The 26,465-nt window shown below is 65.4% G+C and carries 20 protein-coding genes and 1 tRNA gene; 10 read left to right on the top strand and 11 right to left on the bottom strand.

Annotation, left to right across the window (positions count from 1 at the left end; genetic code table 11):
• Positions 1-14 precede the first annotated feature (14 nt).
• The 4 genes from HWX09_RS15470 to HWX09_RS15455 form a co-directional block, all read right to left on the bottom strand.
• Entirely contained in the window at positions 15-497 is a 483-nt protein-coding gene (locus tag HWX09_RS15470; RefSeq protein WP_027784864.1) for a low molecular weight protein-tyrosine-phosphatase, read from the bottom strand.
• 101 nt (positions 498-598) lie between these two features.
• Entirely contained in the window at positions 599-826 is a 228-nt protein-coding gene (locus HWX09_RS15465) for a hypothetical protein (protein WP_027784865.1), read from the bottom strand.
• Between the two features lie 128 nt (positions 827-954).
• Positions 955-2,367 (bottom strand): lactate utilization protein B, encoded by a 1,413-nt coding sequence (locus HWX09_RS15460; protein WP_027784866.1) that lies wholly within the window; start codon positions 2,365-2,367, stop codon positions 955-957.
• A 34-nt stretch (positions 2,368-2,401) separates the two neighbouring features.
• A complete protein-coding gene (locus HWX09_RS15455; protein WP_027784867.1) occupies positions 2,402-3,124 on the bottom strand; it encodes a (Fe-S)-binding protein in 723 nt (240 codons plus the stop codon).
• A gap of 183 nt (positions 3,125-3,307) precedes the next feature.
• Between HWX09_RS15455 and HWX09_RS15450 the strand changes: the two genes are divergently transcribed.
• Entirely contained in the window at positions 3,308-4,117 is an 810-nt protein-coding gene (locus HWX09_RS15450) for an IclR family transcriptional regulator (RefSeq protein WP_027784868.1), read from the top strand.
• Between the two features lie 111 nt (positions 4,118-4,228).
• Here HWX09_RS15450 and pbpG read toward each other — a convergent pair whose 3' ends face one another.
• Positions 4,229-5,395, bottom strand: coding sequence for a D-alanyl-D-alanine endopeptidase (gene pbpG, locus HWX09_RS15445; RefSeq protein WP_027784869.1), 1,167 nt, complete (start codon positions 5,393-5,395; stop codon positions 4,229-4,231).
• A 655-nt stretch (positions 5,396-6,050) separates the two neighbouring features.
• On the opposite strand from pbpG, the gene HWX09_RS15440 reads away from it, so the two are divergent.
• Positions 6,051-6,617 carry a phasin family protein gene (locus HWX09_RS15440; protein ID WP_006481973.1) on the top strand — a complete coding sequence of 189 codons (567 nt, stop codon included), beginning with the start codon at positions 6,051-6,053 and terminating at the stop codon, positions 6,615-6,617.
• A gap of 194 nt (positions 6,618-6,811) precedes the next feature.
• On the opposite strand, the gene lpdA is transcribed toward HWX09_RS15440, so the two are convergent.
• From lpdA to aceE, 3 genes are all read right to left on the bottom strand, one after another.
• Positions 6,812-8,575 (bottom strand): dihydrolipoyl dehydrogenase, encoded by a 1,764-nt coding sequence (lpdA, locus tag HWX09_RS15435; protein WP_027784870.1) that lies wholly within the window; start codon positions 8,573-8,575, stop codon positions 6,812-6,814.
• Positions 8,576-8,860: 285 nt separating this feature from the next.
• The gene (gene aceF, locus HWX09_RS15430; protein ID WP_027784871.1) at positions 8,861-10,510 is read right to left on the bottom strand and encodes a dihydrolipoyllysine-residue acetyltransferase; all 1,650 of its coding nucleotides are present in this window, start codon (positions 10,508-10,510) and stop codon (positions 8,861-8,863) included.
• Between the two features lie 68 nt (positions 10,511-10,578).
• Positions 10,579-13,275, bottom strand: coding sequence for a pyruvate dehydrogenase (acetyl-transferring), homodimeric type (aceE, locus tag HWX09_RS15425; RefSeq protein WP_027784872.1), 2,697 nt, complete (start codon positions 13,273-13,275; stop codon positions 10,579-10,581).
• 273 nt (positions 13,276-13,548) lie between these two features.
• On the opposite strand from aceE, the gene fixL reads away from it, so the two are divergent.
• The 4 genes from fixL (at position 13,549) to HWX09_RS15405 (ending at position 20,137) form a co-directional block, all read left to right on the top strand.
• Positions 13,549-16,065 (top strand): oxygen sensor histidine kinase FixL, encoded by a 2,517-nt coding sequence (gene fixL, locus HWX09_RS15420; RefSeq protein ID WP_027784873.1) that lies wholly within the window; start codon positions 13,549-13,551, stop codon positions 16,063-16,065.
• Complete coding sequence (gene fixJ / locus HWX09_RS15415) at positions 16,062-16,700, top strand: oxygen response regulator transcription factor FixJ (RefSeq protein ID WP_027784874.1); 639 nt, start codon at positions 16,062-16,064, stop codon at positions 16,698-16,700. Before fixL ends, fixJ begins: the two co-directional genes overlap by 4 nt.
• A 242-nt stretch (positions 16,701-16,942) precedes the next feature.
• On the top strand, positions 16,943-17,803 hold the full coding sequence (folD, locus tag HWX09_RS15410; RefSeq protein WP_027784875.1) for a bifunctional methylenetetrahydrofolate dehydrogenase/methenyltetrahydrofolate cyclohydrolase FolD: 861 nt from the start codon (positions 16,943-16,945) through the stop codon (positions 17,801-17,803).
• A gap of 246 nt (positions 17,804-18,049) precedes the next feature.
• Positions 18,050-20,137 (top strand): M3 family metallopeptidase, encoded by a 2,088-nt coding sequence (locus HWX09_RS15405; RefSeq protein WP_027784876.1) that lies wholly within the window; start codon positions 18,050-18,052, stop codon positions 20,135-20,137.
• 57 nt (positions 20,138-20,194) lie between these two features.
• On the opposite strand, the gene dinB is transcribed toward HWX09_RS15405, so the two are convergent.
• Both dinB and HWX09_RS15395 read right to left on the bottom strand, forming a co-directional pair.
• Entirely contained in the window at positions 20,195-21,358 is a 1,164-nt protein-coding gene (gene dinB, locus HWX09_RS15400) for a DNA polymerase IV (RefSeq protein WP_027784877.1), read from the bottom strand.
• Between the two features lie 183 nt (positions 21,359-21,541).
• Entirely contained in the window at positions 21,542-22,627 is a 1,086-nt protein-coding gene (locus HWX09_RS15395; RefSeq protein WP_230469146.1) for a branched-chain amino acid ABC transporter substrate-binding protein, read from the bottom strand.
• Positions 22,628-23,013: 386 nt separating this feature from the next.
• Here HWX09_RS15395 and HWX09_RS15390 point away from each other — a divergent pair, with 386 nt between their 5' ends.
• The 3 genes from HWX09_RS15390 (at position 23,014) to HWX09_RS15380 (ending at position 25,317) form a co-directional block, all read left to right on the top strand.
• Positions 23,014-23,961: a LysR family transcriptional regulator gene (locus HWX09_RS15390; protein ID WP_027784879.1), complete on the top strand. Its 948-nt coding sequence runs from the start codon at positions 23,014-23,016 to the stop codon at positions 23,959-23,961.
• A 15-nt stretch (positions 23,962-23,976) separates the two neighbouring features.
• A complete protein-coding gene (locus tag HWX09_RS15385) occupies positions 23,977-24,507 on the top strand; it encodes an ureidoglycolate lyase (RefSeq protein ID WP_027784880.1) in 531 nt (176 codons plus the stop codon).
• A 117-nt stretch (positions 24,508-24,624) separates the two neighbouring features.
• Entirely contained in the window at positions 24,625-25,317 is a 693-nt protein-coding gene (locus tag HWX09_RS15380) for an aspartate/glutamate racemase family protein (RefSeq protein ID WP_027784881.1), read from the top strand.
• Between the two features lie 95 nt (positions 25,318-25,412).
• Here the strand turns inward: HWX09_RS15380 and HWX09_RS15375 are convergent.
• Positions 25,413-25,489 (bottom strand) — tRNA-Met (locus HWX09_RS15375).
• A 183-nt stretch (positions 25,490-25,672) separates the two neighbouring features.
• Here HWX09_RS15375 and xth point away from each other — a divergent pair.
• On the top strand, positions 25,673-26,449 hold the full coding sequence (gene xth / locus HWX09_RS15370; RefSeq protein ID WP_027784882.1) for an exodeoxyribonuclease III: 777 nt from the start codon (positions 25,673-25,675) through the stop codon (positions 26,447-26,449).
• The last annotated feature ends 16 nt before the right edge of the window (positions 26,450-26,465 follow it).

Genomic DNA, 26,465 nt, shown 5'->3' with positions numbered 1-26,465 from the left:
TGAATACCGCCCGGTCAGCGCGCCGTGCGTGCGCGCAGCGTCTCCAGCAGCCCCGCGCATGCGCGCTCGACCTGGTCGAGCACCTGCTCGAAGCCCTGCGCGCCGCCGAAATAGGGGTCGGCCACTTCGGTTTCGGTCGCGCCAGGTGCGAATTCCATCAGCAGGCGCACCTTGTCGCGATGCTGCGGCGGACAACGGCGGCGCAGTTCGGCGAGATTCGCTTCGTCCATCGCGAGCAGCAAGTCGAACTGCTCGAAATCCGCCGCGCTCACCTGTCGCGCGCGCAACGCCGACAGATCGTAGCCGCGGCTACGGGCCGCCGCCTGCGCACGCGTATCGGGCGGCTCGCCCACGTGCCAGTCGCCGGTGCCGGCCGAATCGATCGCGATCCGGTCGGCCAGCGCGGCCGCGTCGACCTGGTGGCGCATCACGCCCTCCGCGGTGGGCGAACGGCAGATGTTGCCGAGACAGACGAAACAGATCGCAACGCGGGTCATCGCACTATCGGAAAGCCGCGGCGAGCCGCGTGGGTGAAGAACACGCCATTATACAAAGGGGGCCTAAATCGCGCCGCCGCGCGAAGCGACGGCGCCATGCCTCACAGCGCCTTCGGCGCAGCGAGCACAATGTCGCCGGATGCTGCCGGCAGCGGCTGCGCCGCGTCGCCGACCAGCCCGAACGACACCGCGCGCGCCAGTTCGGCGGACGCCTGGTGAACCTCGAGTGGGCCGCGCGACGGCGCACCGGCCATCGCATGCAGATAGGCAACCGCTGCCAGCGGGACCACGATTGCCAGCGGCCAGTACATCGATATTGTCTTTTTCATGATGCGGACCTCCTTGACCTCGTACCCCGAAACCCAATTCCGGGGACTACAGACGAGATTCTATAGGTCGCATCTATCGAGATAAATATGCAAATAGCGAACGCACTGTTGCTGCCCGCTGAACAGTGTCAGCCGAGATGGCTTTGCGACGCCGCGTACAGCTCGCGGAACGTGCGCCCGGTCGGCGTCGGCATGTCGCGCGTATCCATCCAGCCGCCCATCATCGGCAGGCGCCGCAGCGTGCCGGCGTTGCCGCCCAGCCGCTCGAGGACGCGCACCGCGAGCTTCGTCGTCAGCGCATACAGCATCGGCCGCCGTGCGAAGAAGCCCCACACGGCGAGCCCTGCGCGCTCGCGCCAGGGCCGCAGGTGGCGCTCGACCTGCTTCTCGCGCAGCGTGCGCAGCAGGTGCGACAACGGAATCCCGGCCGGACATACGCTGTCGCATTCGCCGCACAGCGTCGCGGCCTGCGGCAGGTCGAGCGTGCGGTCGAGTCCGACGTAGCTCGGCGTCAGCACCGATCCCATCGGGCCCGGATAGACCCAGCCGTACGCATGACCGCCGACCTTCTGGTACACCGGGCAATGGTTCATGCACGCGCCGCAGCGGATGCAGCGCAGCATCTCCTGGAATTCGCCGCCGATCAGGCCGGTGCGGCCGCCGTCGACGAGCACCACGTAGTTGTGTTCGGGGCCGTCCTCGTCGCCCTGCCCGCGCGGCCCGCTCAGCAGCGAGAAATAGTTCGACGTCTTCTGCCCCGTCGCGGAGCGCGGCAGCAGACGCATCGCGGTCGCGAGATCCTCGAGCGTCGGCAGCACCTTCTCGATGCCCGTCACCGCGACATGCACGCGCGGCATGACCGTGCACATGCCCTCGTTCCCTTCGTTCGTCACGAGCGCGACCGAGCCCGTTTCCGCGATCACGAAGTTGCCGCCCGTCACGCCCATGTCGGCCGACATGAAATGCGGGCGCAGCACCTCGCGCGCCTCGCGCGTCATGTCCGGAATCTCGGTGAGCCGCTCGCGCCGGTGCGTACGCGCGAACAGGTCGGCGATCTCGTCCTTGTCCTTGTGCACGACGGGCGCAATGATGTGGCTGGGCGGCTCGTTGTCGTTGATCTGCAGGATGTATTCGCCGAGGTCCGTCTCGATCGACTGCACGCCCATCTCGGCGAGCACCGCGTTCAGGCGCATTTCCTCCGACACCATCGACTTGGTCTTGATGACCTTCTTCACGCCGTGCCGGCGCGCGATGTCGGCCACGAGCCGCGCGGCGTCCGCGGTCGTTTCGGCGAACAGCACCGTCGTGCCGCGCCGCGTCGCCTCACGCTCGAACGCCTCGAGCCACACGTCGAGATTCTCCAGCGCACGGTTGCGGCGCGCCTTGAGCGCGGCGCGCGTGGCCGGGAAGTCGATCATGGTCATCGCATCGGCGCGCGCGGACACGAACTTCGTCGACAGCTTCTTCAGGTTCTGCTGCAGGCGCTCGTCGGCCAGCTTCTGGCCGGCGCGCGCCTTGAAATGCATCGATTGGACTTGCATCGCGGTATCGGGGAAAAGTGAGCGGAACCGGGCGTCAGACGTCGCCCGCCAGCACCTGCGCGACGTGCAGCACGCGCGTGTCGCGGTCGCCGGTGCGGCGCAACCGCCCTTCGATGTTCAGCATGCAGCCGAGATCGCCGAGCACGACGGCGCCCGCGCCGGACGCGCGCACGTTCGCGCATTTCTCGTCCGCGATGGCCGCCGAGATGTCGCCGTACTTGACCGCGAACGTACCGCCGAAGCCGCAGCAATGCTCGCAGTCCTTCATCTCGGTCACCGCGACGCCGCGCTGCGCGAGCAGCGCGCGCGGCTGCGCCTTCACGCCGAGCTCGCGCAGGCCCGAGCACGCGTCGTGATAGGTGACCGGCCCGGCGAATTCGCCCGGCGCGAGCGACACCTTCGCGACGTTGGCAAGGAAATCGGTCAGCTCGTGGACTTTCTGCTGGAACCGCGTGTAGCGCCCCATCAGCTCGGGATCGTCGCGGAACAGGTCGCCGTAGTGCGTGCGGATCATCCCGCCGCACGAACCCGACGGCGCGACGACGTAATCGAACTGCTCGAACTCGCGCAGCGTCTTTTCAGCGAGGTCGCGCGCGAGCGCGCGGTCGCCCGAGTTGTAGGCCGGCTGGCCGCAGCAGGTCTGCGTGGGCGGCACGATCACCTCGTAGCCGGCGTCGCGAATCAGCTTGAGCGCCGAAAAACCGATTTCGGGGCGCATCAGGTCGACCAGGCAGGTCACGAACAAACCGACTCGCATACGTGCTCCTTCGAGAAAACGGCCCTCATTATCCGACGTTTGGCCAGCAAGACCAACGCCGGCGCGCGCGCAAGCCCCCGGTGCGCGAAGCGAGAACTTCCTCGAACGGCGTTCGCTTTTTTCACAATACGAGATACAATCGGTTCAACACCGCTTGACGCGTCAACCGATTCCTCCCCCGACATGAGCCAACCCAACCCGGATTCAAAAACGTCGATCCAGGTGATCGAACGCATGATGCGGTTGCTGGACGCGCTCGCCGCGCACAGTGACCCGGTCAGCCTGAAGGAACTTGCGCAGCGCACGGAGCTGCACCCGTCGACCGCCCATCGCATCCTCAACGACATGGTGACCTGCCGTCTCGTCGACCGCTCCGACCCCGGTACCTACCGCCTCGGTATGCGGCTGCTCGAGCTCGGCAATCTCGTGAAGGCCCGCCTGTCGGTGCGCGACGCGGCGCTGATGCCGATGCGCGAGTTGCACCGCCTCACCGGGCAGACCGTGAACCTGTCGGTGCGCCAGGGCGACGAGATCGTCTACATCGAGCGTGCGTACTCGGAGCGCTCGGGGATGCAGGTCGTTCGCGCGATCGGCGGCCGCGCCCCGCTGCACCTCACGTCGGTCGGCAAGCTGTTCCTCGCGGCCGACGAAACGTCGCGTGTGCGTGCCTATGCGACGCGCACGGGGCTGTCCGGCCATACCCAGAACAGCATTACCGAGATCTCGAAGCTCGAGCGCGAACTGACCCTCGTCCGCCAGCAATCGTGCGCGCGCGACAACGAGGAACTCGAACTCGGCGTGCGCTGTATCGCCGCCGGCATCTACGACGATTCGGGCAAGCTCGTCGCGGGCCTGTCGCTGTCGGCACCGGCCGACCGCCTGCAGGATGCGTGGCTCGGCCAGTTGAGCCGGACGGCGCTCACCATCTCGGAATCGCTGGGCTACCGGCCGGCGCCCGTGAAGGACGTGGACGGGTTGCAGCGGCAGGCGTAAGCCGCGCCATCGGCCCGGTTCCGACTCCGGTTCCGCCGGACGAAAAAAGCCCCGCGATTGCGGGGCTTTTTCTTTGCGGCGACCGGTACGGCGGCGAACCGCCGCACACGATCAGGTACCGCCGCTCGGCGTGTTGGCCGCCGTCAGGCGCTCGCCGCCGCCGGCATCGAGCCAGTTGCGCAGGCGCGATGCGTCGGCGAAGCGCGAATACTTGCCGAACGAATCGAGCAGCACCATCACCATCGGCCGGCCGTGGATCGTTGCCTGCATCACGAGGCATTCGCCCGCTTCGTTGATGAAGCCCGTCTTCTGCAGGCCGATGTCCCACGAGCCGTTGCCGCGGATCAGCGCGTTGGTGCTGTTGTAGACCAGGTTACGCTTGCCCGTGTACACCTCGTAGGTGCGATCGGTCGAGAACTGGCGGATCATCGGGTACTGGTACGCCGCATTGACCATCTTCACGAGGTCGCGCGCGCTCGACACGTTCGAGCTCGACAGGCCGGTCGAATTCTCAAAGTGCGTATCGGTCATGCCGAGCGACTTCGCCTTCGCGTTCATCGCCGCGATGAACGCCGGACGGCCACCCGGGTAGTAACGCGACAGCGCGGCGGCCGCGCGGTTTTCCGACGCCATCAGCGCGATGTGCAGCATGTCCTCGCGCGACAATACCGAGCCGACCGACAGGCGCGAGCCCGTGCCCTTCTCGTAGTCGCGGTCTTCGTCGGTGACTTCGAGCGGGTCGGTCATCGGCGACTTCGAGTCGAGCACGACCATGGCCGTCATCAGCTTCGAGATCGACGCGATCGGCACGACCGCGTGCGAATTCTTGTCGAACAGCGGCTCGCCGGAATTCTGGTCGACGACGTACGCGACGCTGGAGCGCAGCGCGAGCGCGTCGGGCGTGTCGTGCAGGCCGAATGCCTGGCCGACCGTCGGACGGCGCGGCTGGAACGCGACCTTGCGCACCGCGCCGCGATGGCCGCCATGCACGCCGTTCGCCGCGAGCGTCATGCGCTTTCGCGACGCTTTCGCGCGCGGCGCATCGGCCGCGGCGACCTTCGCGGAGTTGTCGGAGCTCGCCTTGGCCGACTTCTTCTTCGCTGACGAAGCAGGAGCGACGGCTTTTTTCTTGGCGGCTTGGGTCTTCGCAGTGGCGGCGAAGGCGTCAGCAGGCGTGACGGACGCGGTGGTCGCGAGCAACGCGACTGCGACCGACACAGCCGTGCCGAGCGTCATGCTCTGCAACAATCTGCGCGGTGAAAACGATTCGGCTTTCATTGGGGTCTGGACAAAGCGGGCGGGAGGTTTCCGCAAGTGTAGTTAAAGCTGAAAAAAAGAGCAATATTAGGCACTTACCGATCGTCTTTAAACCGGAATGTAAGAGTCGGCCAACCTCCGGCCAATCGACCCTTGCGCACCCATTGAAAAAATCCATGGGATGCCCTGCCCGACAGCGCCCGTCTCCCGATTACACACGGTTAATTGAGATAACGTCACTTCGGAGACGATTTAAAGCGGGGAAAGTACGTATCCGGTGCTCGGCATGCCAAAGGCGCCGGCCTCGACCCGTGGCGGCGGCACGTCGCCACGGCACGCGCATCGAAACGGCGCGTTTTTCGACAGGAACAGAAGGATAACGTTCCATGGGCCTGTCAGGTTTACCTGCGCATGATCATGGTGCGGCGCGCTTGCCCCGCCGCCGTGCGCACCATGTGGGAACGTGCCTGAAACCGATTCCGGACGACCGCGATAACTCGTTGTTTTATCGATAATTTGTCGTGATTGTGCAACGCACAAAAAATACTTGACATCCGTTTTCTCTGCCCTAAAATAGGCCTCATTGCTGCGTTGCACAAAGCACGCGGCGCCGAAGTTCCCCAGTGTAGTGCCCTTTATTTCTGCGATCGACGTGATCGCTTTTCAGGAGCTTGACATGTCCTTGCTGACCCCCGAGCAAATCGCCGCCGCCCAAAAAGCCAACCTCGAAAGCCTGTTCGGTCTGACGACCAAGGCGTTCGAAGGCGTCGAAAAGCTGATCGAACTCAACCTTCAGGTCGTGAAGTCGACGCTGGCCGAGGGCCAGGAAAACGCACAGCGTCTGCTGTCGGTGAAGGACGCGCAGGAACTGATCGCGCTGCAAGCGAGCCTGTCGCAGCCGGTCGCGGAAAAGGTGCTGTCGTACGGCCGTCACCTGTACGAAATCGCATCGTCGACGCAAGCCGAGTTCGCGAAGGTTGCCGAAGCGCAGTTCGAAGAGCAGAACAAGAAGGTCCAGGCACTCGTCGACAACGTCGCGAAGAACGCCCCGGCCGGTTCGGAAACGGCTGTCGCCGCACTGAAGTCGGCACTGAACGCTGCGAACACCACGTACGAAACGGTTCAGAAGGCCACGAAGCAAGCCGTCGAAATCGCCGAAACGAACTTCAACGCTGCTGCTGCCGTCGCAACGAAGGCTGCAACCGCCGCTGCCGCACGTCGTTCGAGCAAGCCGGCCGCGTAAGCGTCCCCTGCTCCTGAAAGAGCCGCGCCCAGCGCGGCTTTTTCGTTTCTGGCGCAAGAACGCGCGCGGGAGCAGCAAACCGCCCGTTCCGATCGATCGCCTGTCGCACGCCGCGCAAAAAAAACGCCGCCGCCCGGTTTGCCCGGGCGGCGGCGTTTTTTTTGGCCGGCACTTGGGGTGCCGGGCCGATCGCGTTACTTCTTGCGCTGCGGCGGCAAGTCGGTACAGACGCCTTCGTACAGCTCGGCGGCCATGCCGACCGATTCGCCGAGCGTCGGGTGCGGATGGATCGTCTTGCCGATGTCTTCCGCGTCCGCGCCCATCTCCACGGCGAGGCACACTTCGCTGATCAGGTCGCCCGCGTTCAGGCCGACGATGGCCCCACCGATCACGCGATGGGTTTCCTCGTCGAAGATCAGCTTCGTGAAGCCTTCGTCGCGGCCGTTCGCGATCGCGCGGCCCGAAGCGGCCCACGGGAACACGGCCTTGCCGTACTTGATGCCCTCGGCCTTGCACTGGTCTTCGGTCTTGCCGGCCCACGCCACTTCCGGATCGGTGTAGGCCACCGACGGGATCTGCAGTGCGTCGAAGTACGCCTTTTCGCCGTGCGCGGCTTCCGCGGCGACGTGGCCTTCATGCACGGCCTTGTGCGCGAGCATCGGCTGGCCGACGATATCGCCGATCGCGAAGATGTGCGGCACGTTCGTGCGCATCTGCTTGTCGACGTCGATGAAGCCGCGATCCGTGACCGCGACGCCGGCCTTGTCGGCACCGATCTTCTTGCCGTTCGGGCTGCGGCCCACCGCGACCAGCACGAGGTCGTAGCGCTGCGCTTCCGCGGGCGCCTTCTCGCCCTCGAACTTCACGTAGATGCCGTCTTCCTTCGCTTCCGCGCCGACCGTCTTGGTCTTCAGCATCACGTTGCCGAAGCGCTTCGCGTTGTACTTTTCCCAGACCTTCACGAGATCGCGGTCGGCGCCCATCATCAGGCCGTCCATCATTTCGACGACGTCGATCTCGGCGCCGAGCGTCGCGTACACCGTCGCCATTTCGAGGCCGATGATGCCGCCGCCGATCACGAGCATGCGTTTGGGCAGCTGGCGCAGTTCGAGCGCGCCCGTCGAATCGACGACACGCGGATCTTCCGGCATGAACGGCAGCTTCACGGCCTGCGAGCCCGCGGCGATGATCGCCTGCTTGAACTTGACGACCTTCTTGCCGTTTTCGCCCTGCACTTCCATGTGATACGGATCGACGAATGCACCGACGCCCGTGACGACTTCAACCTTGCGTGCCTTCGCCATGCCGGCGAGGCCCGTCGTCAGCTTCTTGACGACGCCGCCCTTGAAGTCGCGCAGCTTGTCGAGATCGACCTCCGGCTTGCCGAACGAGATGCCGTGCGACGCGAGCGCCGCGGCTTCGTCGATCACGAGCGCCGTGTGCAGCAGCGCTTTCGACGGGATGCAGCCGACGTTCAGGCACACGCCGCCGAGCGTCGAATAGCGTTCGACGAGCACGGTCTTCATGCCGAGATCGGCTGCGCGGAACGCAGCCGAGTAGCCGCCGGGGCCGGCGCCGAGCACGAGCATGTCGCACTCGATGTCGGCGGCGCCGCCATAGCTGCCGGCTTGCGGCGCGGGTGCCGGAGCGGCCGCGGCCGGAGCCGGCGCAGCCTTCGGCGCTTCGGGCGCTTTCGCGGGTGCGGGTGCGGCTGCGCCTGCCGAGGCTTCGACGATGGCGATGATGGTGCCTTGCGAGACTTTCTCGCCGGCTTTGACCTTGACTTCCTTGACGGTGCCGGCGACGTCGCTGGGCACTTCCATGGAGGCTTTATCGGATTCGAGCGTGATGAGCGTTTGCTCTTTTTCGATCACGTCGCCGGGTTTGACGTTGACTTCGATGACATCGACGCCGCTGAAATCGCCGATATCCGGAACCTTGACTTCGATGAGACTCATGACTGTCCCCTTCTTGATTGACTGCAGACAGAGGGGGAGGAACCCGCGAGAGAACCTGACGACGGCCGGCGAAAGACCGCGAGCTTGGGCAGGACCACCTTTGCCGTCCGCCCAAGGACGCGCCTTTCTTTTGGTTACTTTTCTTTGGAAGACAAAGAAAAGTGACCGCCGCCCCGCGCAGGGGCGACGCTAATAGACCGTTAGCACAACAGGTTCAACGACGACGACGGCGTGGAGAACAACAACAAAAACCAAACCACGCCCCCGCGAGCCCCACCCCGCTCATCAAAGAATGATGCGACGGAAATCCCCGAGCAACGCCCCGAGATACGCATTGAAACGCGCGGCTTCGGCGCCATCGATGACGCGATGGTCATACGACAGCGACAGCGGCAGCATGAGCCGCGGCACGAACTGCTTGCCGTCCCACACCGGCTTCATCTGGCCGCGCGACAACCCGAGGATCGCCACTTCCGGCGCGTTGATGATCGGTGTGAAGTTCGTCCCGCCGATCCCGCCGAGCGACGAAATCGAGAAGCAGCCGCCCTGCATCTGGTCCGGCTTCAGCTTGCCTTCGCGCGCGGCCTTCGACAGGTCGCTCATTTCCTTCGCGATGTCGACGAGGCCCTTCTTGTCCGCATCGCGAATCACCGGCACGACGAGGCCGTTCGGCGTATCGGCCGCGAAACCGACGTGGAAGTACTGCTTGAACACGAGGTTGTCGCCGTCGAGGCTCGCGTTGAAGGTCGGGAATTTCTTCAGCGCGGCGACGACCGCCTTGATCACGAACGCGAGCATCGTGAACTTCACGCCCGCCTTTTCGTGTTCCTTGTTCAACTGGACGCGCAGCGCTTCGAGCTCGGTGATGTCCGCTTCGTCGTTGTTCGTGACGTGCGGGATCATCACCCAGTTGCGATGCAGGTTCGCGCCCGAGATCTTCTTGATGCGCGACAGCGGCTTCGCCTCGAACGGGCCGAACTTCGAGAAGTCGACCTTCGGCCACGGCAGCAGGTTCAGCTCGCCGCCGCCTGCCGGTGCGGCTGCCGCGGCCGGTGCCGCACGCTGGCCCGTCATCACGCCCTTCACGAAGCCCGTGACGTCGTCCTTCGTGATGCGGCCCTTCGGACCCGAGCCCTGCACGCGCGAGACTTCGACGCCGAGTTCACGCGCGAACTTGCGGACCGACGGCGATGCGTGGCTGGCGCGGTATTCGCCGGACGGCGCGGCGGCCGGTGCCGGCGCGGCCTTCGCGGGTGCAGCGGCGGGCGCCGGAGCGGCCGCGGCCGGAGCCGGTGCGCTGGCCTGCGGCGCAGCGGCAGCCGGTGCGCCGGCGGCTTCGAGCAGCACGATCAGCGTGCCTTCCGACACCGAATCGCCCACCTTCACCTTGATGTCCTTCACGACGCCGGCAGCCGGGCTCGGCACGTCCATCGTCGCCTTGTCCGACTCGAGCGTGACGAGCGACTGCTCCTTCTCGACCGTGTCGCCGACCTTCACGCCGATCTCGATCACCGGCACGTCCTTGTAGTCGCCGATGTCGGGCACCTTCACTTCGAGCGTGCCGCCGGACGCTGCCGGTGCGGCAGCGGGCGCCGCGGCGGCCGGTGCCGGCGCTGCTGCCGGTGCCGGAGCGGCGGCCGGAGCCGGAGCCGGAGCCGCGGCCGGTGCAGCCGCGCCGTTCGCCTGGGCGGCCGCGCCGCCTTCGAGCAGGACGATCAGCGAACCTTCCGACACGGAATCGCCGACCTTGACCTTGATTTCCTTCACGACGCCGCCCACCGGGCTCGGCACGTCCATCGTCGCCTTGTCCGACTCGAGCGTGACGAGCGACTGCTCGGGCTCGACCGTATCGCCGACCTTCACGCCGATCTCGATGACCGGCACGTCCTTGTAATCGCCGATATCCGGCACCTTCACTTCGATCGCTTGACTCATCTGTTTCTGTCTCCATGGCTGCGCGCGCTCCTCGCGGGAGCGGCGCGCGGCATCACACGGCGTGTGCGTTAAACGGTCATCGGGTTGGGCTTGGACGGATCGAGGTTGTACTTGGCGATCGCGTCCGCGACCACCTTGCGCTCGATCGTGCCTTCGTCGGCCAGCGCGTTGAGCGCGGCGACGGTGACCCAGTGACGGTCGACCTCGAAGAAGTGACGCAGTTTCTCGCGGGTGTCCGAACGGCCGAAGCCGTCGGTGCCCAGCACGACGAAGCGGCGATCGATCTGGCCGCGGATCTGGTCGACCAGCGCACGGACGTAGTCGGTCGATGCGATGACCGGGCCCTGCGTGTCCTTCAGGCACTTCTGCACGTGCGACAGGCGACGCTCCTCGGTCGGATGGAGCAGGTTCCAGCGCTCGACCTGATGGCCTTCGCGCGCGAGCTCGGTGAAGCTCGGCACGCTCCACAGGTCGGCGGCGACGCCCCAGTCGTTCTTCAGCAGGTCGGCAGCCGCGATCACTTCGTTGAAGATCGTGCCCGCGCCGAGCAGCTGGACGCGCGGCGCCTTCTTGTCGGCGTCGGCCTTCTTGAACGCGTACATGCCCTTGATGATGTCGGCCGCCACGTGCTCGCCCTGCGGAATCGCCGGGTGCTCGTAGTTCTCGTTCATCACCGTGATGTAGTAGTACACGTCTTCCTGGTCCTGCACCATGCGGCGCAGGCCGTCCTGGACGATCACCGCGAGTTCATAGCCGAACGTCGGGTCGTAGCTCACGCAGTTCGGCACCGATGCCGCCCACAGCAGCGAGTGACCGTCTTCGTGTTGCAGGCCTTCGCCGTTCAGCGTCGTACGGCCCGCCGTGCCGCCCAGCAGGAAGCCGCGCGAACGCATGTCGCCCGCGGCCCATGCGAGGTCGCCGATCCGCTGGAAGCCGAACATCGAATAGAAGATGTAGAACGGCACCATGATCTCGCCGTGCGTCGAATACGACGTCGCCGCCGCGATCCAGTCGCACATGCCGCCCGCTTCGTTGATGCCTTCCTGCAGGATCTGGCCCGTCTGCGATTCCTTGTAGAACATCAGCTGGTCGGAATCCTCCGGCACGTACTTCTGGCCTTCCTGGTTCCAGATACCGATCTGGCGGAACAGGCCTTCCATGCCGAACGTACGCGATTCGTCCGGGACGATCGGCACGATGCGCTTGCCGAGCGCCTTGTCCTTCAGGAGGATGTTCAGGATCCGCACGAACGACATCGTCGTCGAGATCTCGCGGCCTTCGCCCGTGCCCTTCAGCAGCGGCTCGAACGCGTCGAGCGCCGGCACCGGCAGCGACGTCGCCTTCTCGCGGCGGTGCGGCAGGTAGCCGCCGAGGTCCATGCGCTTCTGGCGCATGTATTCGAGTTCCTTCGAGCCTTCCTCGAACTTCAGGTACGGCACGTCGGCGATCTGCTCGTCGGTGATCGGCAGGCGGAACTGGTCACGGAACTTCTTCAGTTGCTCGACCGGCAGCTTCTTCTGCTGGTGCGTGATGTTCATCGCCTGGCCCGACTCGCCCATCCCGTAGCCCTTGATGGTCTTCGCGAGGATGACGGTCGGCGCGCCCTTCGTGTTGGTGGCTTCGTGGAACGCCGCGTAGATCTTGTGCGGATCGTGGCCGCCGCGGTTCAGCGCCCAGATGTCGTCGTCCGACCAGTCGGCGACGAGCGCCTTCAGTTCAGGCGTGTTGAAGAAGTGCTCGCGAACGAACGCGCCCGACTCCGACTTGTACGTCTGGTATTCGCCGTCGACGCATTCCATCATCCGGCGCATCAGCGCACCCGTCTTGTCGCGGGCGAACAGCGCATCCCAGCGGCTGCCCCAGATGACCTTGATCACGTTCCAGCCGGCGCCGCGGAATTCCGATTCGAGTTCCTGGATGATCTTGCCGTTGCCGCGCACCGGGCCGTCGAGACGCTGCAGGTTGCAGTTGATCACGAACACGAGGTTGTCGAGCTTCTCGCGGCTCGCCATGCCGATCGCGCCGAGCGATTCCGGCTCGTCCGTCTCGCCGTCGCCGAGGAACGCCCATACCTTGCGGCCTTCCGTCTTCGCGATGCCGCGCGACTCCAGGTACTTCATGAAGCGTGCCTGGTAGATCGCCATGATCGGGCCGAGACCCATCGACACGGTCGGGAACTGCCAGAAGTCCGGCATCAGCCACGGGTGCGGGTACGACGAAATGCCCTTGCCGTCGACTTCCTGGCGGAAGTTGTCGAGCTGCTCTTCCTTCAGGCGGCCGAGCAGGAACGCGCGCGAGTATACGCCCGGCGACGAGTGGCCCTGCACGAACACGAGATCGCCGCCGTGCTGGTCGGACGCCGCGTGCCAGAAGTGGTTGTAGCCGACGTCATAGAGCGTCGCGGCCGACGCGAACGACGCGATGTGGCCGCCGACGTTGGTGTCCTTGCCTGCGCGCAGCACCATCGCCAGCGCGTTCCAGCGCGTGTACGAACGGATGCGGTGCTCGATGTCCTGGTCGCCCGGAATCTTCGCCTGGGCTTCGAGCGGAATCGTGTTGATGTACGGGGTATTGGCGGAGAACGGCAGGTGTTCGCCGTGCATGCGGGCGAATTCGATCTGCTTTTCGATCAGGTAATGCGCACGGCCGGTGCCCACGGAGGAGATCACGCCATCGAGCGACTCGAGCCACTCGACGGTTTCTTGCGGGTCGTCGTCACGTTCGGCGGCGACATATTTCATCACTTCGTTCGGTACAGCGGACATTCTCGTCTCCTGGGTCCTGGAATGTGAGGATCGCTCTCGTGCAGACGTCGCGACGCGGCCGGCTGCGGGCAAGCTCCGACGGATTGTAATGAGCGTGGACGGGCCTGCGCAACAAAATTTTCGAATCGTGAGATCTTTTCTCACCATACGAAATATTGCTGCGCTGCACCTATATTTCAGGGCTCCGCAGCCCGTCTCGTCGGAACAAAACCGTTTCCGTTCAACATATCCGGTATAGGTTTTCCATGTATTGCGCTGCGCTACAATCCTGCCATGTTGACCGATCGGCTTTTCGCACGCTCGGCGCGACCGCCGGGCCCGCCGGCGGAGTCGCAGCCGTCCCGTTGGCACCACGGACCGTGGTGGTCCAACTCCTATTTGCTGACGCCGCTGCTGTCGATCCTGGTGTTCCTCGTCGTGATGAGCCTCATCCTGTGGAGCCTCAACCGGCGCGAACAGCAGCAGCAGGAAGACACCCTCTTTCGCAACGTCGCGTGGGCCCAGCAGCAGATCCGCCTGTCGATGACGGGCGCGCAGGAACAGTTGCAGGCGCTGTCGCGCGACCTCGCATCCGGCCGCCTCGACCAGAACGCGTTCCAGATGGCCGTCGCCGACGTGATGCAGACGCATCCGGAAATCCTCTACCTGAACTGGTACACGGCGCCGGGCGTGCAGCGCTGGCCGGCCGTGCATCCGCCGCTGCTCGGCCAGCGGCTCGCGAAGCCCGGCGACGCGCAGATGCAGGACGCCGTGCGCGGTGCGTACGACGAGGCGCGCAGCACGCGCCGCCAGGCCTATTCGCCGCTGATCTACGACGACTTCGGCAACGGCTTCATCACGTTGCAGACGCCCGTGATGCGCGGCGACCGCGAATATCTCGGCTCGATCGCCGCGGTGTTCTCCGTCGAGGGCATCCTGAAGCACGACATCCCGCAGGAACTGTCGTCGAAGTACAAGATCTCGATCACCGATTCGAACAATCGCGAACTGTCGTCCACGTCGACGCGCCCGCGCCTGCCGCGCGACTCGCACTACGATCTCCCGCTCGACCCGCCCGGCCAGGGGCTGACGGTGCGCGTGTACGCGTTCCCGCAACTCACGAACCTGACCAACAACACGCTCGTGTGGCTGGTCGCCGGCCTGTCCTGCTTCGTGCTGTGGAGCCTCTGGAGCCTGTGGAAGCACACGCGCCAGCGCTTCGAGGCGCAGCAGGCGCTGTATGCGGAAGCGTTCTTCCGCCGCGCGATGGAAAACTCGGTGCTGATCGGCATGCGCGTGCTCGACATGCATGGCCGCATCACGCACGTGAACCCCGCGTTCTGCCGGATGACCGGCTGGGACGAAACCGATCTCGTCGGCAAGGTCGCGCCGTTCCCGTACTGGCCGCGCGACGCATACCCGGAAATGCAGCGCCAGCTCGACATGACGCTGCGCGGCAAGGCGCCGAGCTCGGGCTTCGAGCTGCGCGTGCGGCGCAAGAACGGCACGCTGTTCCATGCGCGCCTGTACGTGTCGCCGCTGATCGACAGTTCGGGCCGCCAGACCGGCTGGATGTCGTCGATGACCGACATCACCGAGCCGAAGCGCGCGCGCGAAGAGCTCGCGGCCGCGCACGAACGCTTCACGACGGTGCTCGAAAGCCTCGACGCCGCGGTGTCGGTGCTCGCCGCCGACGAAGCCGAGCTGCTGTTCGCGAACCGCTACTACCGCCACCTGTTCGGGATTCGCCCGGACGGCCACCTCGAACTGTCCGGCGGCGGCTTCGACCGCGCGCAGGCGTCGTCCGACTCGATCGACATGGTCGACGCGTTCGCGGGCCTGCCGGCCGCCGCGCTGACGAGCAGCACGGCCGATGCGCAGGAAGTGTACGTCGAGAGCATCCAGAAGTGGTTCGAGGTGCGCCGCCAGTACATCCAGTGGGTGGACGGCCATCTCGCGCAGATGCAGATCGCGACCGACATCACGACCCGCAAGAAGGCGCAGGAACTCGCGCACCAGCAGGAAGAAAAGCTGCAGTTCACGAGCCGATTGATGACGATGGGTGAAATGGCGTCGTCGATTGCTCACGAATTGAATCAGCCGCTCGCCGCGATCAACAACTACTGCTCGGGCACGCTCGCGCTCGTGAAGAGCGGCCGCGGCACGCCCGAGACGCTGCAGCCCGCGCTGGAAAAGACCGCGCAGCAGGCGCTGCGCGCCGGGATGATCGTCAAGCGGATCCGCGAATTCGTGAAGCGCAGCGAGCCGAAGCGCCAGCCGGCGCGGGTCGCGGACATCGTCGCCGACGCGGTCGGGCTCGCCGAAATCGAGGCCAGAAAGCGCAGGATACGGATCGTCACGGAAATCCTCGCAAGAATGCCTATTATTTATGTCGACCCCGTGCTGATCGAACAGGTGCTGATGAACCTGATGAAGAACGCAGCCGAGGCGATGGCCGACGTGAAGCCGGCGTCGGTGGACGGCGTGATCCGCGTCGTCGCCGACATCGATGCGGGCTTCGTCGACATCCGTGTGATTGACCAGGGCCCGGGCGTCGACGAAGCGACCGCCGAGCGCCTGTTCGAACCGTTTTACAGCACCAAGTCCGATGGCATGGGCATGGGGCTGAACATCTGCCGTTCGATCATCGAATCGCATCGGGGGCGTCTGTGGGTGGTCAACAACGTCGAGCCGGATGGCCGCATTTCCGGCGCGACGTTCCACTGCAGTCTGCCCATTGGGGAACCCGCTGATCTCGGCCAAGGGGGGCGCGAGGCATCGGCATCACATACCGTTACGGGAGAACTATGAATAGCCCTGTCACCACCACTCAGGAAACCGTCTTTGTCGTCGACGACGACGAGGCCGTACGGGACTCGCTGCGCTGGCTGCTGGAGGCGAACGGCTATCGCGTTCAATGCTTCTCGAGCTCCGAGCAGTTCCTCGATGCGTACCAGCCGGCGCAGCAGGCCGGCCAGATCGCTTGCCTGATCCTCGACGTGCGGATGTCGGGCATGAGCGGCCTCGAATTGCAGGAACGCCTCATCGCCGACAATGCCGCGCTGCCGATCATCTTCGTCACCGGTCACGGCGACGTGCCGATGGCCGTGTCGACGATGAAAAAGGGTGCGATGGACTTTATCGAGAAACCGTTCGACGAAGCCGAGCTGCGCAAGCTCGTCGAGCGGATGCTCGACAAGGCCCGAAGCGAAAGCAAGAGCGTCCAGGAGCAGCGTGCCGCGAGCGAACGGCTGTCGAAGCTGACCGCGCGCGAGCAGCAGGTGCTCGAGCGGATCATCGCGGGCCGCCTGAACAAGCAGATCGCCGACGACCTCGGCATCAGCATCAAGACCGTCGAGGCGCACCGGGCGAACATCATGGAAAAGCTCAACGTCAACACGGTGGCCGATCTGCTGCGCCTCGCGCTGTCGAAGAAACAGGCCTGAGCATGTTCCCCGGCCGCGGCGGCGCTGCCCGCCCGGCCCGCAACCGGTGTTTTCCGCCCCGCGCGATGCGGCCCACTCGCGCGGCGGCAGCCGTTCCTCCCGGCGCACGAGCGCCGCGGCCATGACGCTTCCCGTTGATTCGCTGTCGGACGGCGGCAGGCGAACGGTATAATTACGTGCTTTGCTACGGCGCTTCGGGCGCCGTACGCCCGCATTCCAACTTCCCGGCAGAACCCACCACCATGACAGCCCTCCTCATCGACGGCAACGCCCTTTCGAAGACCTTGCGCGGTCAGGCCGCCGAACGCGCCGCCGCGCTGACCGCACGCGGCCACCAGCCCGGTCTCGCGGTGATCCTCGTCGGCGCCAACCCGGCGAGCGAAGTCTACGTGCGCAACAAGATCAAGGCATGCGAGGACAACGGTTTCTTCTCGCTGAAGGATGCGTACCCGGCCACGCTGTCGGAAGCCGACCTGCTCGCGCGCATCGACGAACTGAACCGCGACCCGAAGATCCACGGCATCCTGGTCCAGCTGCCGCTGCCCGCGCATATCGACAGCCACAAGGTGATCGAGGCGATCGCGCCGGAGAAGGACGTCGACGGCTTTCACGTCGCGAACGCCGGTGCGCTGATGACCGGCAAGCCGCTGTTCCGCCCGTGCACGCCGTACGGCGTGATGAAGATGTTCGAAGCGCACGGCATTGCGCTGCAAGGCGCGAACGCGGTCGTGATCGGCCGCTCGAACATCGTCGGCAAGCCGATGGCGATGATGATGCTCGACGCCGGCGCGACCGTGACGATCTGCCACAGCAAGACGCGCGACCTCGCCGCGCATACGCGTCAGGCCGACATCGTGGTCGCCGCGGTCGGCAAGCGCAACATCCTGACCGCCGACATGGTGAAGCCGGGCGCGACGGTGATCGACGTCGGCATGAACCGCGACGACGCGGGCAAGCTGTGCGGCGACGTCGATTTCACGGGCGTGAAGGAAGTCGCCGGCTACATCACGCCGGTGCCGGGCGGCGTCGGCCCGATGACCATCACGATGCTGCTGATCAACACGATCGAATCCGCCGAACGCGCCGCTGCCGCCGCAGCCTGACGCCCCACCCGCTCAGCCGGCGCGCGGTTCCGTGCGCCGGCGCCTCGCCAGCCGCAATCGCGCAGCCGCATCGCGCCAGCCGGCACGCCCGACACCGCGCATCCGACCCTGCGTCAATCGCACCGTTAGAAACTAACGATTGGAAAGCGCGCGAGGCGCCCCAATAATATTGATATCGGGCGCGTTCGCGCCCCGCCGCCGTTACCCTTTTCATCCCGGTTCATCCGGCAACAGACAGGGAGTCTTATGTCCGCCAGCGCCAATACCAATCCGCTCCTCGACTTCTCCGGCCTGCCCCGTTTCGGCGAGATCCGGCCGGAGCATGTGACGCCCGCGCTCGACACGCTGCTCGCTGCCGCCAGCCGCGCGGTCGAAGCGGCGAGCGCGAGCGAGACGCCGTCGACCTGGGCCACCGTGGTCGAGACGGTCGAGCAGGCCACGGAGCCGCTCGGCCGCGCATGGGGCATCGTCGGCCACCTGAACGCAGTCGCCGACACGCCCGAACTGCGGGCTGCCTACGGTGAAAACCTGCCGCGCGTGACCGAGTTCTGGTCGAGCGTCGGCCAGAACCTCGCGCTGTACGAAAAATACAAGGCGATCGCCGCGAGCGCCGAATACGCGACGCTGTCCGCCGAGCGCAAGAAGATCCTCGACAATGCGCTGCGCGACTTCCGCCTGTCGGGCGCCGAGCTGCCCGAGGACCAGAAGCCGCGCTTCGCGGAACTGCAGGAACAGCAGGCCGCGCTGTCGAAGGCGTTCTCCGATCATGTGCTCGACGCGACCAACGCGTACGCGTACTTCGCCAAGGACGAAGCCGAGCTGGCCGGCCTGCCCGGCGACGCGATTGAAGCCGCCCGCGAAGCTGCCCAGAAGGACGGCAAGGAAGGCTGGAAATTCACGCTGCATTTCCCGTCGTACTTCCCGGTGCTGCAATACGCCGACAACCGCGCGCTGCGCGAGACGCTCTACCGCGCCTATGCGACCCGCGCATCGGAACTCGGGCCGCAGTACGGCGACGGCAAGGCCGAATGGGACAACACGGCGATCGTCGCCGACGCGCTGAAGCTGCGCCGCGAAGAGGCGCAGATGCTCGGCTATCGCAACTTCGCCGAAGTATCGCTCGCGCCGAAGATGGCCGAATCGCCGCAGCAGGTGATCGCGTTCCTCGAGGATCTCGCGACGCGCGCACGCCCGCACGCGGACAAGGACTGGGACGAGCTGCGCACGTTCGCCGCGAAGGAACTCGGCCTCGCCGAACTCGCGCCGTGGGACGTCGCATACGCGGCCGAAAAGCTCCGCCAGCAGCGCTATGCGTTCTCGGAAAACGAGGTCAAGCAGTACTTCCCGGAACCGGCCGCGCTGAAGGGCCTGTTCACCGTCACCGAGACGCTGTTCGGCGTGAAGATCAAGCCGGACGACGCGCCGGTATGGCACAAGGACGTGCGCTTCTTCCGCGTCGAGAATCGCGACGGCTCGCTCGTCGCGCAGTTCTATCTCGACCTGTACGCGCGCGAAGGCAAGCGCGGCGGCGCGTGGATGGACGACGCACGTTCGCGCGCGAAGCGCGGCAGCGACGTGCAGACGCCCGTCGCGTACCTGACCTGCAACTTCTCCGCGCCGGTCGGCGGCAAGCCCGCGTGCTTCACGCACGACGAGGTCATCACGCTGTTCCATGAATTCGGCCACGGGCTGCACCACATGCTCACGCGCGTCGACGAACTCGGCGTGTCGGGCATCAACGGCGTCGAATGGGATGCGGTCGAACTGCCGTCGCAGTTCATGGAAAACTTCTGCTGGGAATGGGACGTGCTGTCGTCGATGTCGTCGCACGTCGATACGGGCGCCGCGCTGCCGCGCGAGCTGTTCGACAAGATGATCGCCGCGAAGAACTTCCAGAGCGGGCTCGGCACGCTGCGCCAGATCGTGTTCTCGATGTTCGACATGCTGCTGCACGTCGACTTCGACCCGGCCGGCGCCACCGGCGTGACCGCATTCGCGCGCGAGATCAACGAGCGCTATCACGTGATCCCGCAGGCGGCGTTCTCGCGCTGGCCGAACACGTTCAGCCATATCTTCGCGGGCGGCTACGCGGCCGGCTACTACAGCTACAAGTGGGCCGAAGTGCTGTCGGCCGATGCGTACGCGGCGTTCGAGGAAGCGGCCGCCGCCAGCGGCAGCGTGCTCGACGCGGCAACCGGCACGCGCTATCGCCGCGAAATCCTCGAGGTCGGCGGCAGCCGTCCGGCGATGGAGTCGTTCAAGGCGTTCCGCGGCCGCGAGCCGCAGATCGACGCGCTGCTGCGCCACAACGGGATGGCCGCGCCCGCGCACTGAGCGCGTCGCCCGGCCGCACCGGCAGCATCGACAGGCACCGCTTCGGCGGTGCTTTTTTCATGGCGCGGACGATTCGTCGTCGAACAGCAGGAATTGCCCGTGGCGCTCGGCCGTGTCCTCGTCGATACGCACGCCGACGCCGAGCAGTCGCACCGGCTGCGCGCGCCGCAACAGCCCCTTCGCAAGCAGCGTGACGGCCGTCTCGGCATTCGTCGCGTCGGCCACGCACTCGACCGTCGTGCGCTGGAAATCGGCGAAGCGAATCTTCACGTACAGCTTGCGGATCGACCGCGCGGCGCCCGCACGATCGATCCGCGCGTCGAGCTGCACGACGAGGCGGCGGATTTCATCCGCGCATTGCTCGAGCGTCGTCAGGTCGGTCACGTAGGTCGTCTCGACGCTGACCGACTTGCGCTCCTGATCGGCCTGCACGGGCCGCTCGTCGATCCCGCGCGACAGTTCGTACAGCCGCCGCCCGAACGCGCCGAATTCGCGGTGCAGGTCGATCAGCGGCCAGTCGCGCAACTGCGCGCAAGTCTGGATGCCGAGCCGGTCGAGCCGCGTGGCCGTCACCTTGCCCACGCCGTGCAGCTTGCGCACCGGCAGCGCCGCGACGAACGCGTCGATCTCGTGCGGCCGCACGACGAACAGCCCGTCGGGCTTGTTCCAGTCGGACGCGATCTTCGCGATGAACTTGTTCGGCGCGACGCCCGCCGACACGGTCACGCCGACCGTGTCGCGCACGCGCTCGCGGATCTCGCGCGCAATCAGCGTCGCGCTGCCCTGGCATCGCTCCGACCCGCTGACGTCGAGGTACGCCTCGTCGAGCGACAGCGGCTCGACGTCGGGCGTGTAGTCGCGATAGATCGCCATGATCTGCCGCGACGCCGCGCGGTACTTGTCCATCGCCGACGGCAGGATCAGCAGGTCCGGACACTTGCGCATCGCCAGTGCCGACGACATCGCCGAATGCACGCCGTAGCGCCGCGCCTCGTAGTTGCAGGTCGCGATCACGCCGCGCTGGTCGGGGCGGCCGCCGACCGCGAGCGGCCGGTTGCGCAGCGACGGATCGTCGCGCATCTCGACCGATGCGTAGAAGCAGTCGCAGTCGCAGTGGATGATCTTGCGCGCGCGCGGCGGCGCGTCGCCGGGCGGCAGCGCGTGCGGATCGGCAGGCGGGATGGTGGTCGGGTTCACGGTGCCGATACTGTACAAAAACACAGTTCCGGTTTCAAGATCGCCGTGCAACCGCGTCGGGCCGCCGCCGGGAATGCAACATTCGCCGGCATTGGCCGCGCCCCGTACCGGCGTTCACTTCCGGGGCAATGGCCTGCCCTCGCGCCTGCCGATCGGCAGGCATCACGCGTTGCGGTGCCGCTGCCCCCCTCAATCGCGACGGCCGGCTTACATACGCACCACGTCTGCCACGGTCTTCTTGCGATCCTTGAACTGATAGATCGAAATCGCGGCATGCTTCAGGTCGCCGTGCGCGTCAAACGAGATCGTCCCCGTCACACCGTCGTACTGCGTCGAAGGCATCGCCGCGAGCACCTTCGCCCGATCGATCGACCCGGCGCGCTGGATTGCGTCGTAAATGACATACACCGCATCGTAAGCGAAGGGCGCGTACGCATCGATCCGCGTTCGATAGCGGGCAACATAGCGGTTGCTGAAATCCTGCCCTTTCGGCATCTTCGAGAGCGGAAGCCCTGCCTCCGAACACACGAGATTGTCGATCGCATCCCCCGCCAGACCGACCATCTTGTCGGTGCATGCGCCGTCTCCGCCGAGCACGCGCGCCCGGATGCCCAGATTCGCGGCCTGCTTCACCAGTGGCCCCGCGGTCGCGTCCGATCCACCGTACATGATCACGTCAGGCTGAAGACCCTTGACCTTCGTCAGAATTGCACGAAAGTCGATCGCCTTGTCGTTCGTCGCCTCGCGCGTGACGATCCGGGCACCCGACGCTTTCGCCGCCTGCTCGAACTCGTTCGCGAGGCCTTGTCCGTAAGCGGTCGAATCGTCGATGACCGCGATGCGCGTCGCGTGAAGCGTGCCGATTGCGTACCGGGCAAGGGCCGGCCCCTGCATCGCGTCGGTTGCCACCAGGCGGAACGCCGTCTTGTACCCCTGCTGCGTAAAGACCGGATTCGTCGACCCCTGCGATATCTGCGTAACATTCGCATCGCGGTAGATGCGGGAAGCCGGGATCGACACGCCTGAGTTGATATCGCCAACGACCGCGACGACGCCGTCGTCGACCAGCTTTTGGGCAATCTGCGTGCCCGTGCGCGGGTCGGCCGCGTCATCCTGCGAATCGAGCTGGAAGCGTACCGGCTTGCCGCCGACGACCGGATGCCGGCTGTTGATTTCGTCGATCGCGAGGCGGGCGGCATTCTCGCTGTCCTTGCCCATGTTCGCCAGTTGCCCGGTGAGCGGCGCAGCATGGCCGACGAGCACCACGGTCTGATTGTCCGCGCGGGCTTGCACACTTGCCGCGACGAGTAGAACGGCGGTGCCGACGAGCGGCAGGCGAGGAAAATTGGGCTTCACGGGGCAACTCCGGTATCGAAGTGATCGAACGGCGCAGTCGCGATGATGTCCGCTCATCCGACCGCATGCAGCCCAGTGTTCAATCGCCGAAATTCCGCGTCCAACAACAAATTGCATTCGTCGCCCACAAATAAAATCTATCGTGTCGCACGGCCATCATCGGAAAATCGTCGAACACTGCAGCCGATCCGGTCTGATTCGTGCAATTGGGGCCGCCCTCACCCGACAAGATTTTCCATGATCGAGCCAACAATTTTTCTCGCCACAACGGCAAACGCATCGCGTTAAACTGCCGCTCAATCCCACAGCGTTGGGCGTGCGACATGAACATGCGTTTTCTCGAGACCTTTGTCTGGCTGGCCCGCCTGCGCAACTTCCGCCTGACTGCCGAACGCATGCATGCGACCCAGGCCGCCATATCGAGCCGCATTTCCGCCCTCGAGCAGGAAATGGGCGTGCGGCTGTTCGACCGGGGACCACGAGAGGTCACGCTGACCCAGGTGGGCACGAAGGCGCTCCCCTTCGCGGAACAGATCCTCAAGCTGAATCAGAACATGCTCGAGAGCGTCGGCGACCGGTCGAAGATTTCAGGACTGCTGAGGCTCGGTGCGGTGGAATCGATCATTCATACGTGGCTGCCCGAATTGCTCAGGCGCGTACGCGACGAATACCCGAATCTCACCATCGAGCTGACCGGCGACACTTCATCTCACCTGGTTGCCCAGCTTGCCAGCGGCCACATCGACGTGGCCCTGCAGACCACACCGGCCACGGGTGCGGAAGCGTCCAGCATCATGCTCGGCAGTCTGCCCATGTGCTGGATCGCGAGTCCGTCGCTCAGCATCTCGGACGAGGCACTTTCAGAAGCGGAACTCGCTGCATTCCCGATCATCGGATTCGCACGCCACTCCCTGCCGCACACGTTCCTGGTCGATCTCTTCGAGTCGGTCGGCGAACCCACCGCCCAGATCAACTGCATGTCGTCGGTCGCGGCGATCATCCACATGGTGGTCGACGGCTTCGGCATCGCCGTATTGCCAAGTGCGTTCGTCATGAAGGAACTGGCAGCCGGTCGACTGCAAATGCTCAAGGTCACGCACCGCGTGCCCGCACTGCCGTTGATCGCCGCGTACCGCCGCAATCCGGATACCCTCCTGCCGGAATCGATCGCTCGACTGGCGCTCGCCGTCATGCTCGACTTTGCGCTTGCGAACGGCCCGCAATTTGCCCTTCTCCCCGACACCGACAACACATCCCCCTCCAACATCTGATCCGGAGCGACGCTCATGGGCATGGCACAGCGCATTTCAATTCAGCAACTCGCTCCCGAGGCGTGCGCACCCTACGGCACGATGCTGGGCAAGCCACCCAGCATCGACAGCAACGTACCCGTGTTCCTGAGCCAGGCATCCGATTTCTGGCGCGAACATCTATTCGACCCGGGCACATCGGACAAGGCGGAAATTCTCTGGGTGCGATACCGCAATGGCGACATGAGCATCAACTCGCTCGAGACACACCGTCTCACCGAGCAGGCCATCGTCCCGCTGACAGGTACGGTCATCCATGTCGTCGCCTGTTCGACCCCGGATGGCACACCGGACATGGCAACGCTACGTGCATTCCGCATTGCTCCGGGAGCAGGCATGGTGATGCGCCCTCACACCTGGCATACGACGCGCGTGACGCAGCCCGAGGTCACCTGCCTGATGTTGACCCGTCCGTCGACGACATGCGATCTCGTCGTCCACTTGCGGACCGGAGCGCCGGCATGCGAAAGCGAAATCCGCGCGATCGCGCCGCACTGCATCGATTGACGCGGCTTGCAGGCGGCCAGCGCCGTACCGGCCCGCTTTGCGCGGATCGTACCGGCCGGGCCTAGGCAGCGGCGCCTATACTCGTCTGCCGCGACACACGAAACGCCAAGGTGATGAATGAAGACGATCGGATTGATCGGCGGGATGAGCTGGGAATCGTCGGCCGAGTACTATCGGCTGATCAACCGCCACTCGAAGGCATTGCACGGCGGCCACCACAATGCAAAGAGCGTGCTGGTCACGGTCGACTTCGCCGAAATCGAAGCGCTCCAGCGCACGCACGACTGGGCAGCGCTCGGCGAACGGATGGCCGATGCCGCACGGCAGCTCGAAGCGGCCGGCGCCGATCTCGTCGTGCTGACGACCAATACGATGCATCGCGTGCACGACGCGATCGAAGCCGCGGTGACGCTGCCGTTCCTGCACATCGCCGATCCGACCGGCAGCGCGCTGCGCGACGCGGGCGTCGAGCGTGTCGCCCTGCTCGGCACGCGCTACACGATGGAGTTGCCGTTCTATGCGGAGCGGCTGCGCGGGAAGTTCGGGATGGAGGTGCTCGTGCCGGATGAAAGCGGGCGCGACGACGTGCACCGCATCATCTACGACGAGCTGTGCCACGGCGTCGTCGACGCGGCGTCGCGCACGACGTACGTGTCGATCATCGAAGGACTGGCGAAGCGCGGCGCCCAGGCCGTGATCCTCGGCTGCACGGAAATCACGCTGCTGATCGGCGCGGACGACTCGCCGCTGCCGGTGTTCGACACGACCGCGCTGCATGCGAAGGCGGCAGTCGAGTGGGCGGCGCGCTGAACGGCGCGCAGAAAACGAAAAACCCGGCACGAAGCCGGGTTTTTTGCCGACGAAGTGCGCATCGGTCAATTGCGCTGCACATCGTCTGGTGTGCTTGGTTGCGGGGACAGGATTTGAACCTGTGACCTTCGGGTTATGAGCCCGACGAGCTGCCAGACTGCTCCACCCCGCGTCAGAGAAATAAATTATAGGGTGAGGAAGTACTCACGTCAACACTTTTGTCACAATTTCTACTTCCACTGCCCAGGCGTCGATGCGCGACACGTGCGCGACGCTGCATGACGCGTGCGTTCGCACCCCATGCTCGCGGTAAGATGGCGGCCTTCGCATTCACGCCGCACACACCCTCCCGTTCATGAAAATCGCCACCTGGAACGTCAACTCGCTCAATGTCCGCAAACAGCATGTGCTCGACTGGCTCGCGCAAAGCCGAGTCGACGTACTGTGCCTGCAGGAACTGAAGCTGCCGGACGAGAAATTCCCGCGCGCCGATCTCGAGGCCGCCGGCTACCGCAGCTGGTTCACGGGCCAGAAGACCTACAACGGCGTCGCGATCCTCGCGCGCGACACGCTCGCCGTCGACGAATCGGACATCGTGCGCAACATCCCGGGCTTCGACGATCCGCAGCAGCGCGTGATCGCCGCGACGGTCGACGGCGTGCGCATCGTGTCCGCCTACTTCCCGAACGGCCAGGCGCTCGACTCCGACAAGTTCGTCTACAAGATGCAGTGGCTCGACGCACTGCAGGCGTGGCTGCGCACCGAGTTGCAGCGTCACCCGAAGCTCGCGCTGCTCGGCGACTACAACATCGCACCGGAAGACCGCGACGTGCACGATCCCGCGAAATGGGAGGGCCAGAACCTCGTGTCGCCGCAGGAGCGCGCGCACTTCGCGCAGTTGATCGAACTCGGCTTCGTCGATGCGTTCCGCCGCTTCGAGCAGCCCGAGAAGACCTTCACGTGGTGGGACTACCGGATGATGGCGTTCCGCCGCAACGCGGGGCTGCGCATCGACCACATCCTGCTGTCGCCGGCGCTCGCGTCGTCCTGCGCGTCGTGCGAGGTCGATCGCGCGCCGCGCACGTGGGAACAGCCGTCCGACCACACGCCCGTCGTCGCGATCGTCGGCTGATCGCGCAAGCGCCCTC

Origin of the sequence: Burkholderia sp. BCC1208 (assembly GCF_902833095.1) — a bacterium.
Classification (GTDB): domain Bacteria; phylum Pseudomonadota; class Gammaproteobacteria; order Burkholderiales; family Burkholderiaceae; genus Burkholderia.
This window is presented reverse-complemented; position numbering and strand designations above follow the sequence as displayed.

Excerpts from the sequence above, each read along its gene's own strand:
- HWX09_RS15460 (WP_027784866.1), bottom strand. The coding sequence starts at position 2,367 with ATGCAAGTCCAATCGATGCATTTCAAGGCGCGCGCCGGCCAGAAGCTG.
- HWX09_RS15390 (WP_027784879.1), top strand. The coding sequence starts at position 23,014 with ATGAACATGCGTTTTCTCGAGACCTTTGTCTGGCTGGCCCGCCTGCGC.
- HWX09_RS15465 (WP_027784865.1), bottom strand. The coding sequence starts at position 826 with ATGAAAAAGACAATATCGATGTACTGGCCGCTGGCAATCGTGGTCCCG.
- fixL (WP_027784873.1), top strand. The coding sequence starts at position 13,549 with ATGTTGACCGATCGGCTTTTCGCACGCTCGGCGCGACCGCCGGGCCCG.
- aceE (WP_027784872.1), bottom strand. The coding sequence starts at position 13,275 with ATGTCCGCTGTACCGAACGAAGTGATGAAATATGTCGCCGCCGAACGT.
- aceF (WP_027784871.1), bottom strand. The coding sequence starts at position 10,510 with ATGAGTCAAGCGATCGAAGTGAAGGTGCCGGATATCGGCGATTACAAG.
- HWX09_RS15450 (WP_027784868.1), top strand. The coding sequence starts at position 3,308 with ATGAGCCAACCCAACCCGGATTCAAAAACGTCGATCCAGGTGATCGAA.
- fixJ (WP_027784874.1), top strand. The coding sequence starts at position 16,062 with ATGAATAGCCCTGTCACCACCACTCAGGAAACCGTCTTTGTCGTCGAC.
- HWX09_RS15455 (WP_027784867.1), bottom strand. The coding sequence starts at position 3,124 with ATGCGAGTCGGTTTGTTCGTGACCTGCCTGGTCGACCTGATGCGCCCC.
- HWX09_RS15405 (WP_027784876.1), top strand. The coding sequence starts at position 18,050 with ATGTCCGCCAGCGCCAATACCAATCCGCTCCTCGACTTCTCCGGCCTG.
- pbpG (WP_027784869.1), bottom strand. The coding sequence starts at position 5,395 with ATGAAAGCCGAATCGTTTTCACCGCGCAGATTGTTGCAGAGCATGACG.
- lpdA (WP_027784870.1), bottom strand. The coding sequence starts at position 8,575 with ATGAGTCTCATCGAAGTCAAGGTTCCGGATATCGGCGATTTCAGCGGC.
- folD (WP_027784875.1), top strand. The coding sequence starts at position 16,943 with ATGACAGCCCTCCTCATCGACGGCAACGCCCTTTCGAAGACCTTGCGC.
- HWX09_RS15440 (WP_006481973.1), top strand. The coding sequence starts at position 6,051 with ATGTCCTTGCTGACCCCCGAGCAAATCGCCGCCGCCCAAAAAGCCAAC.
- HWX09_RS15385 (WP_027784880.1), top strand. The coding sequence starts at position 23,977 with ATGGGCATGGCACAGCGCATTTCAATTCAGCAACTCGCTCCCGAGGCG.
- xth (WP_027784882.1), top strand. The coding sequence starts at position 25,673 with ATGAAAATCGCCACCTGGAACGTCAACTCGCTCAATGTCCGCAAACAG.
- HWX09_RS15470 (WP_027784864.1), bottom strand. The coding sequence starts at position 497 with ATGACCCGCGTTGCGATCTGTTTCGTCTGTCTCGGCAACATCTGCCGT.
- HWX09_RS15380 (WP_027784881.1), top strand. The coding sequence starts at position 24,625 with ATGAAGACGATCGGATTGATCGGCGGGATGAGCTGGGAATCGTCGGCC.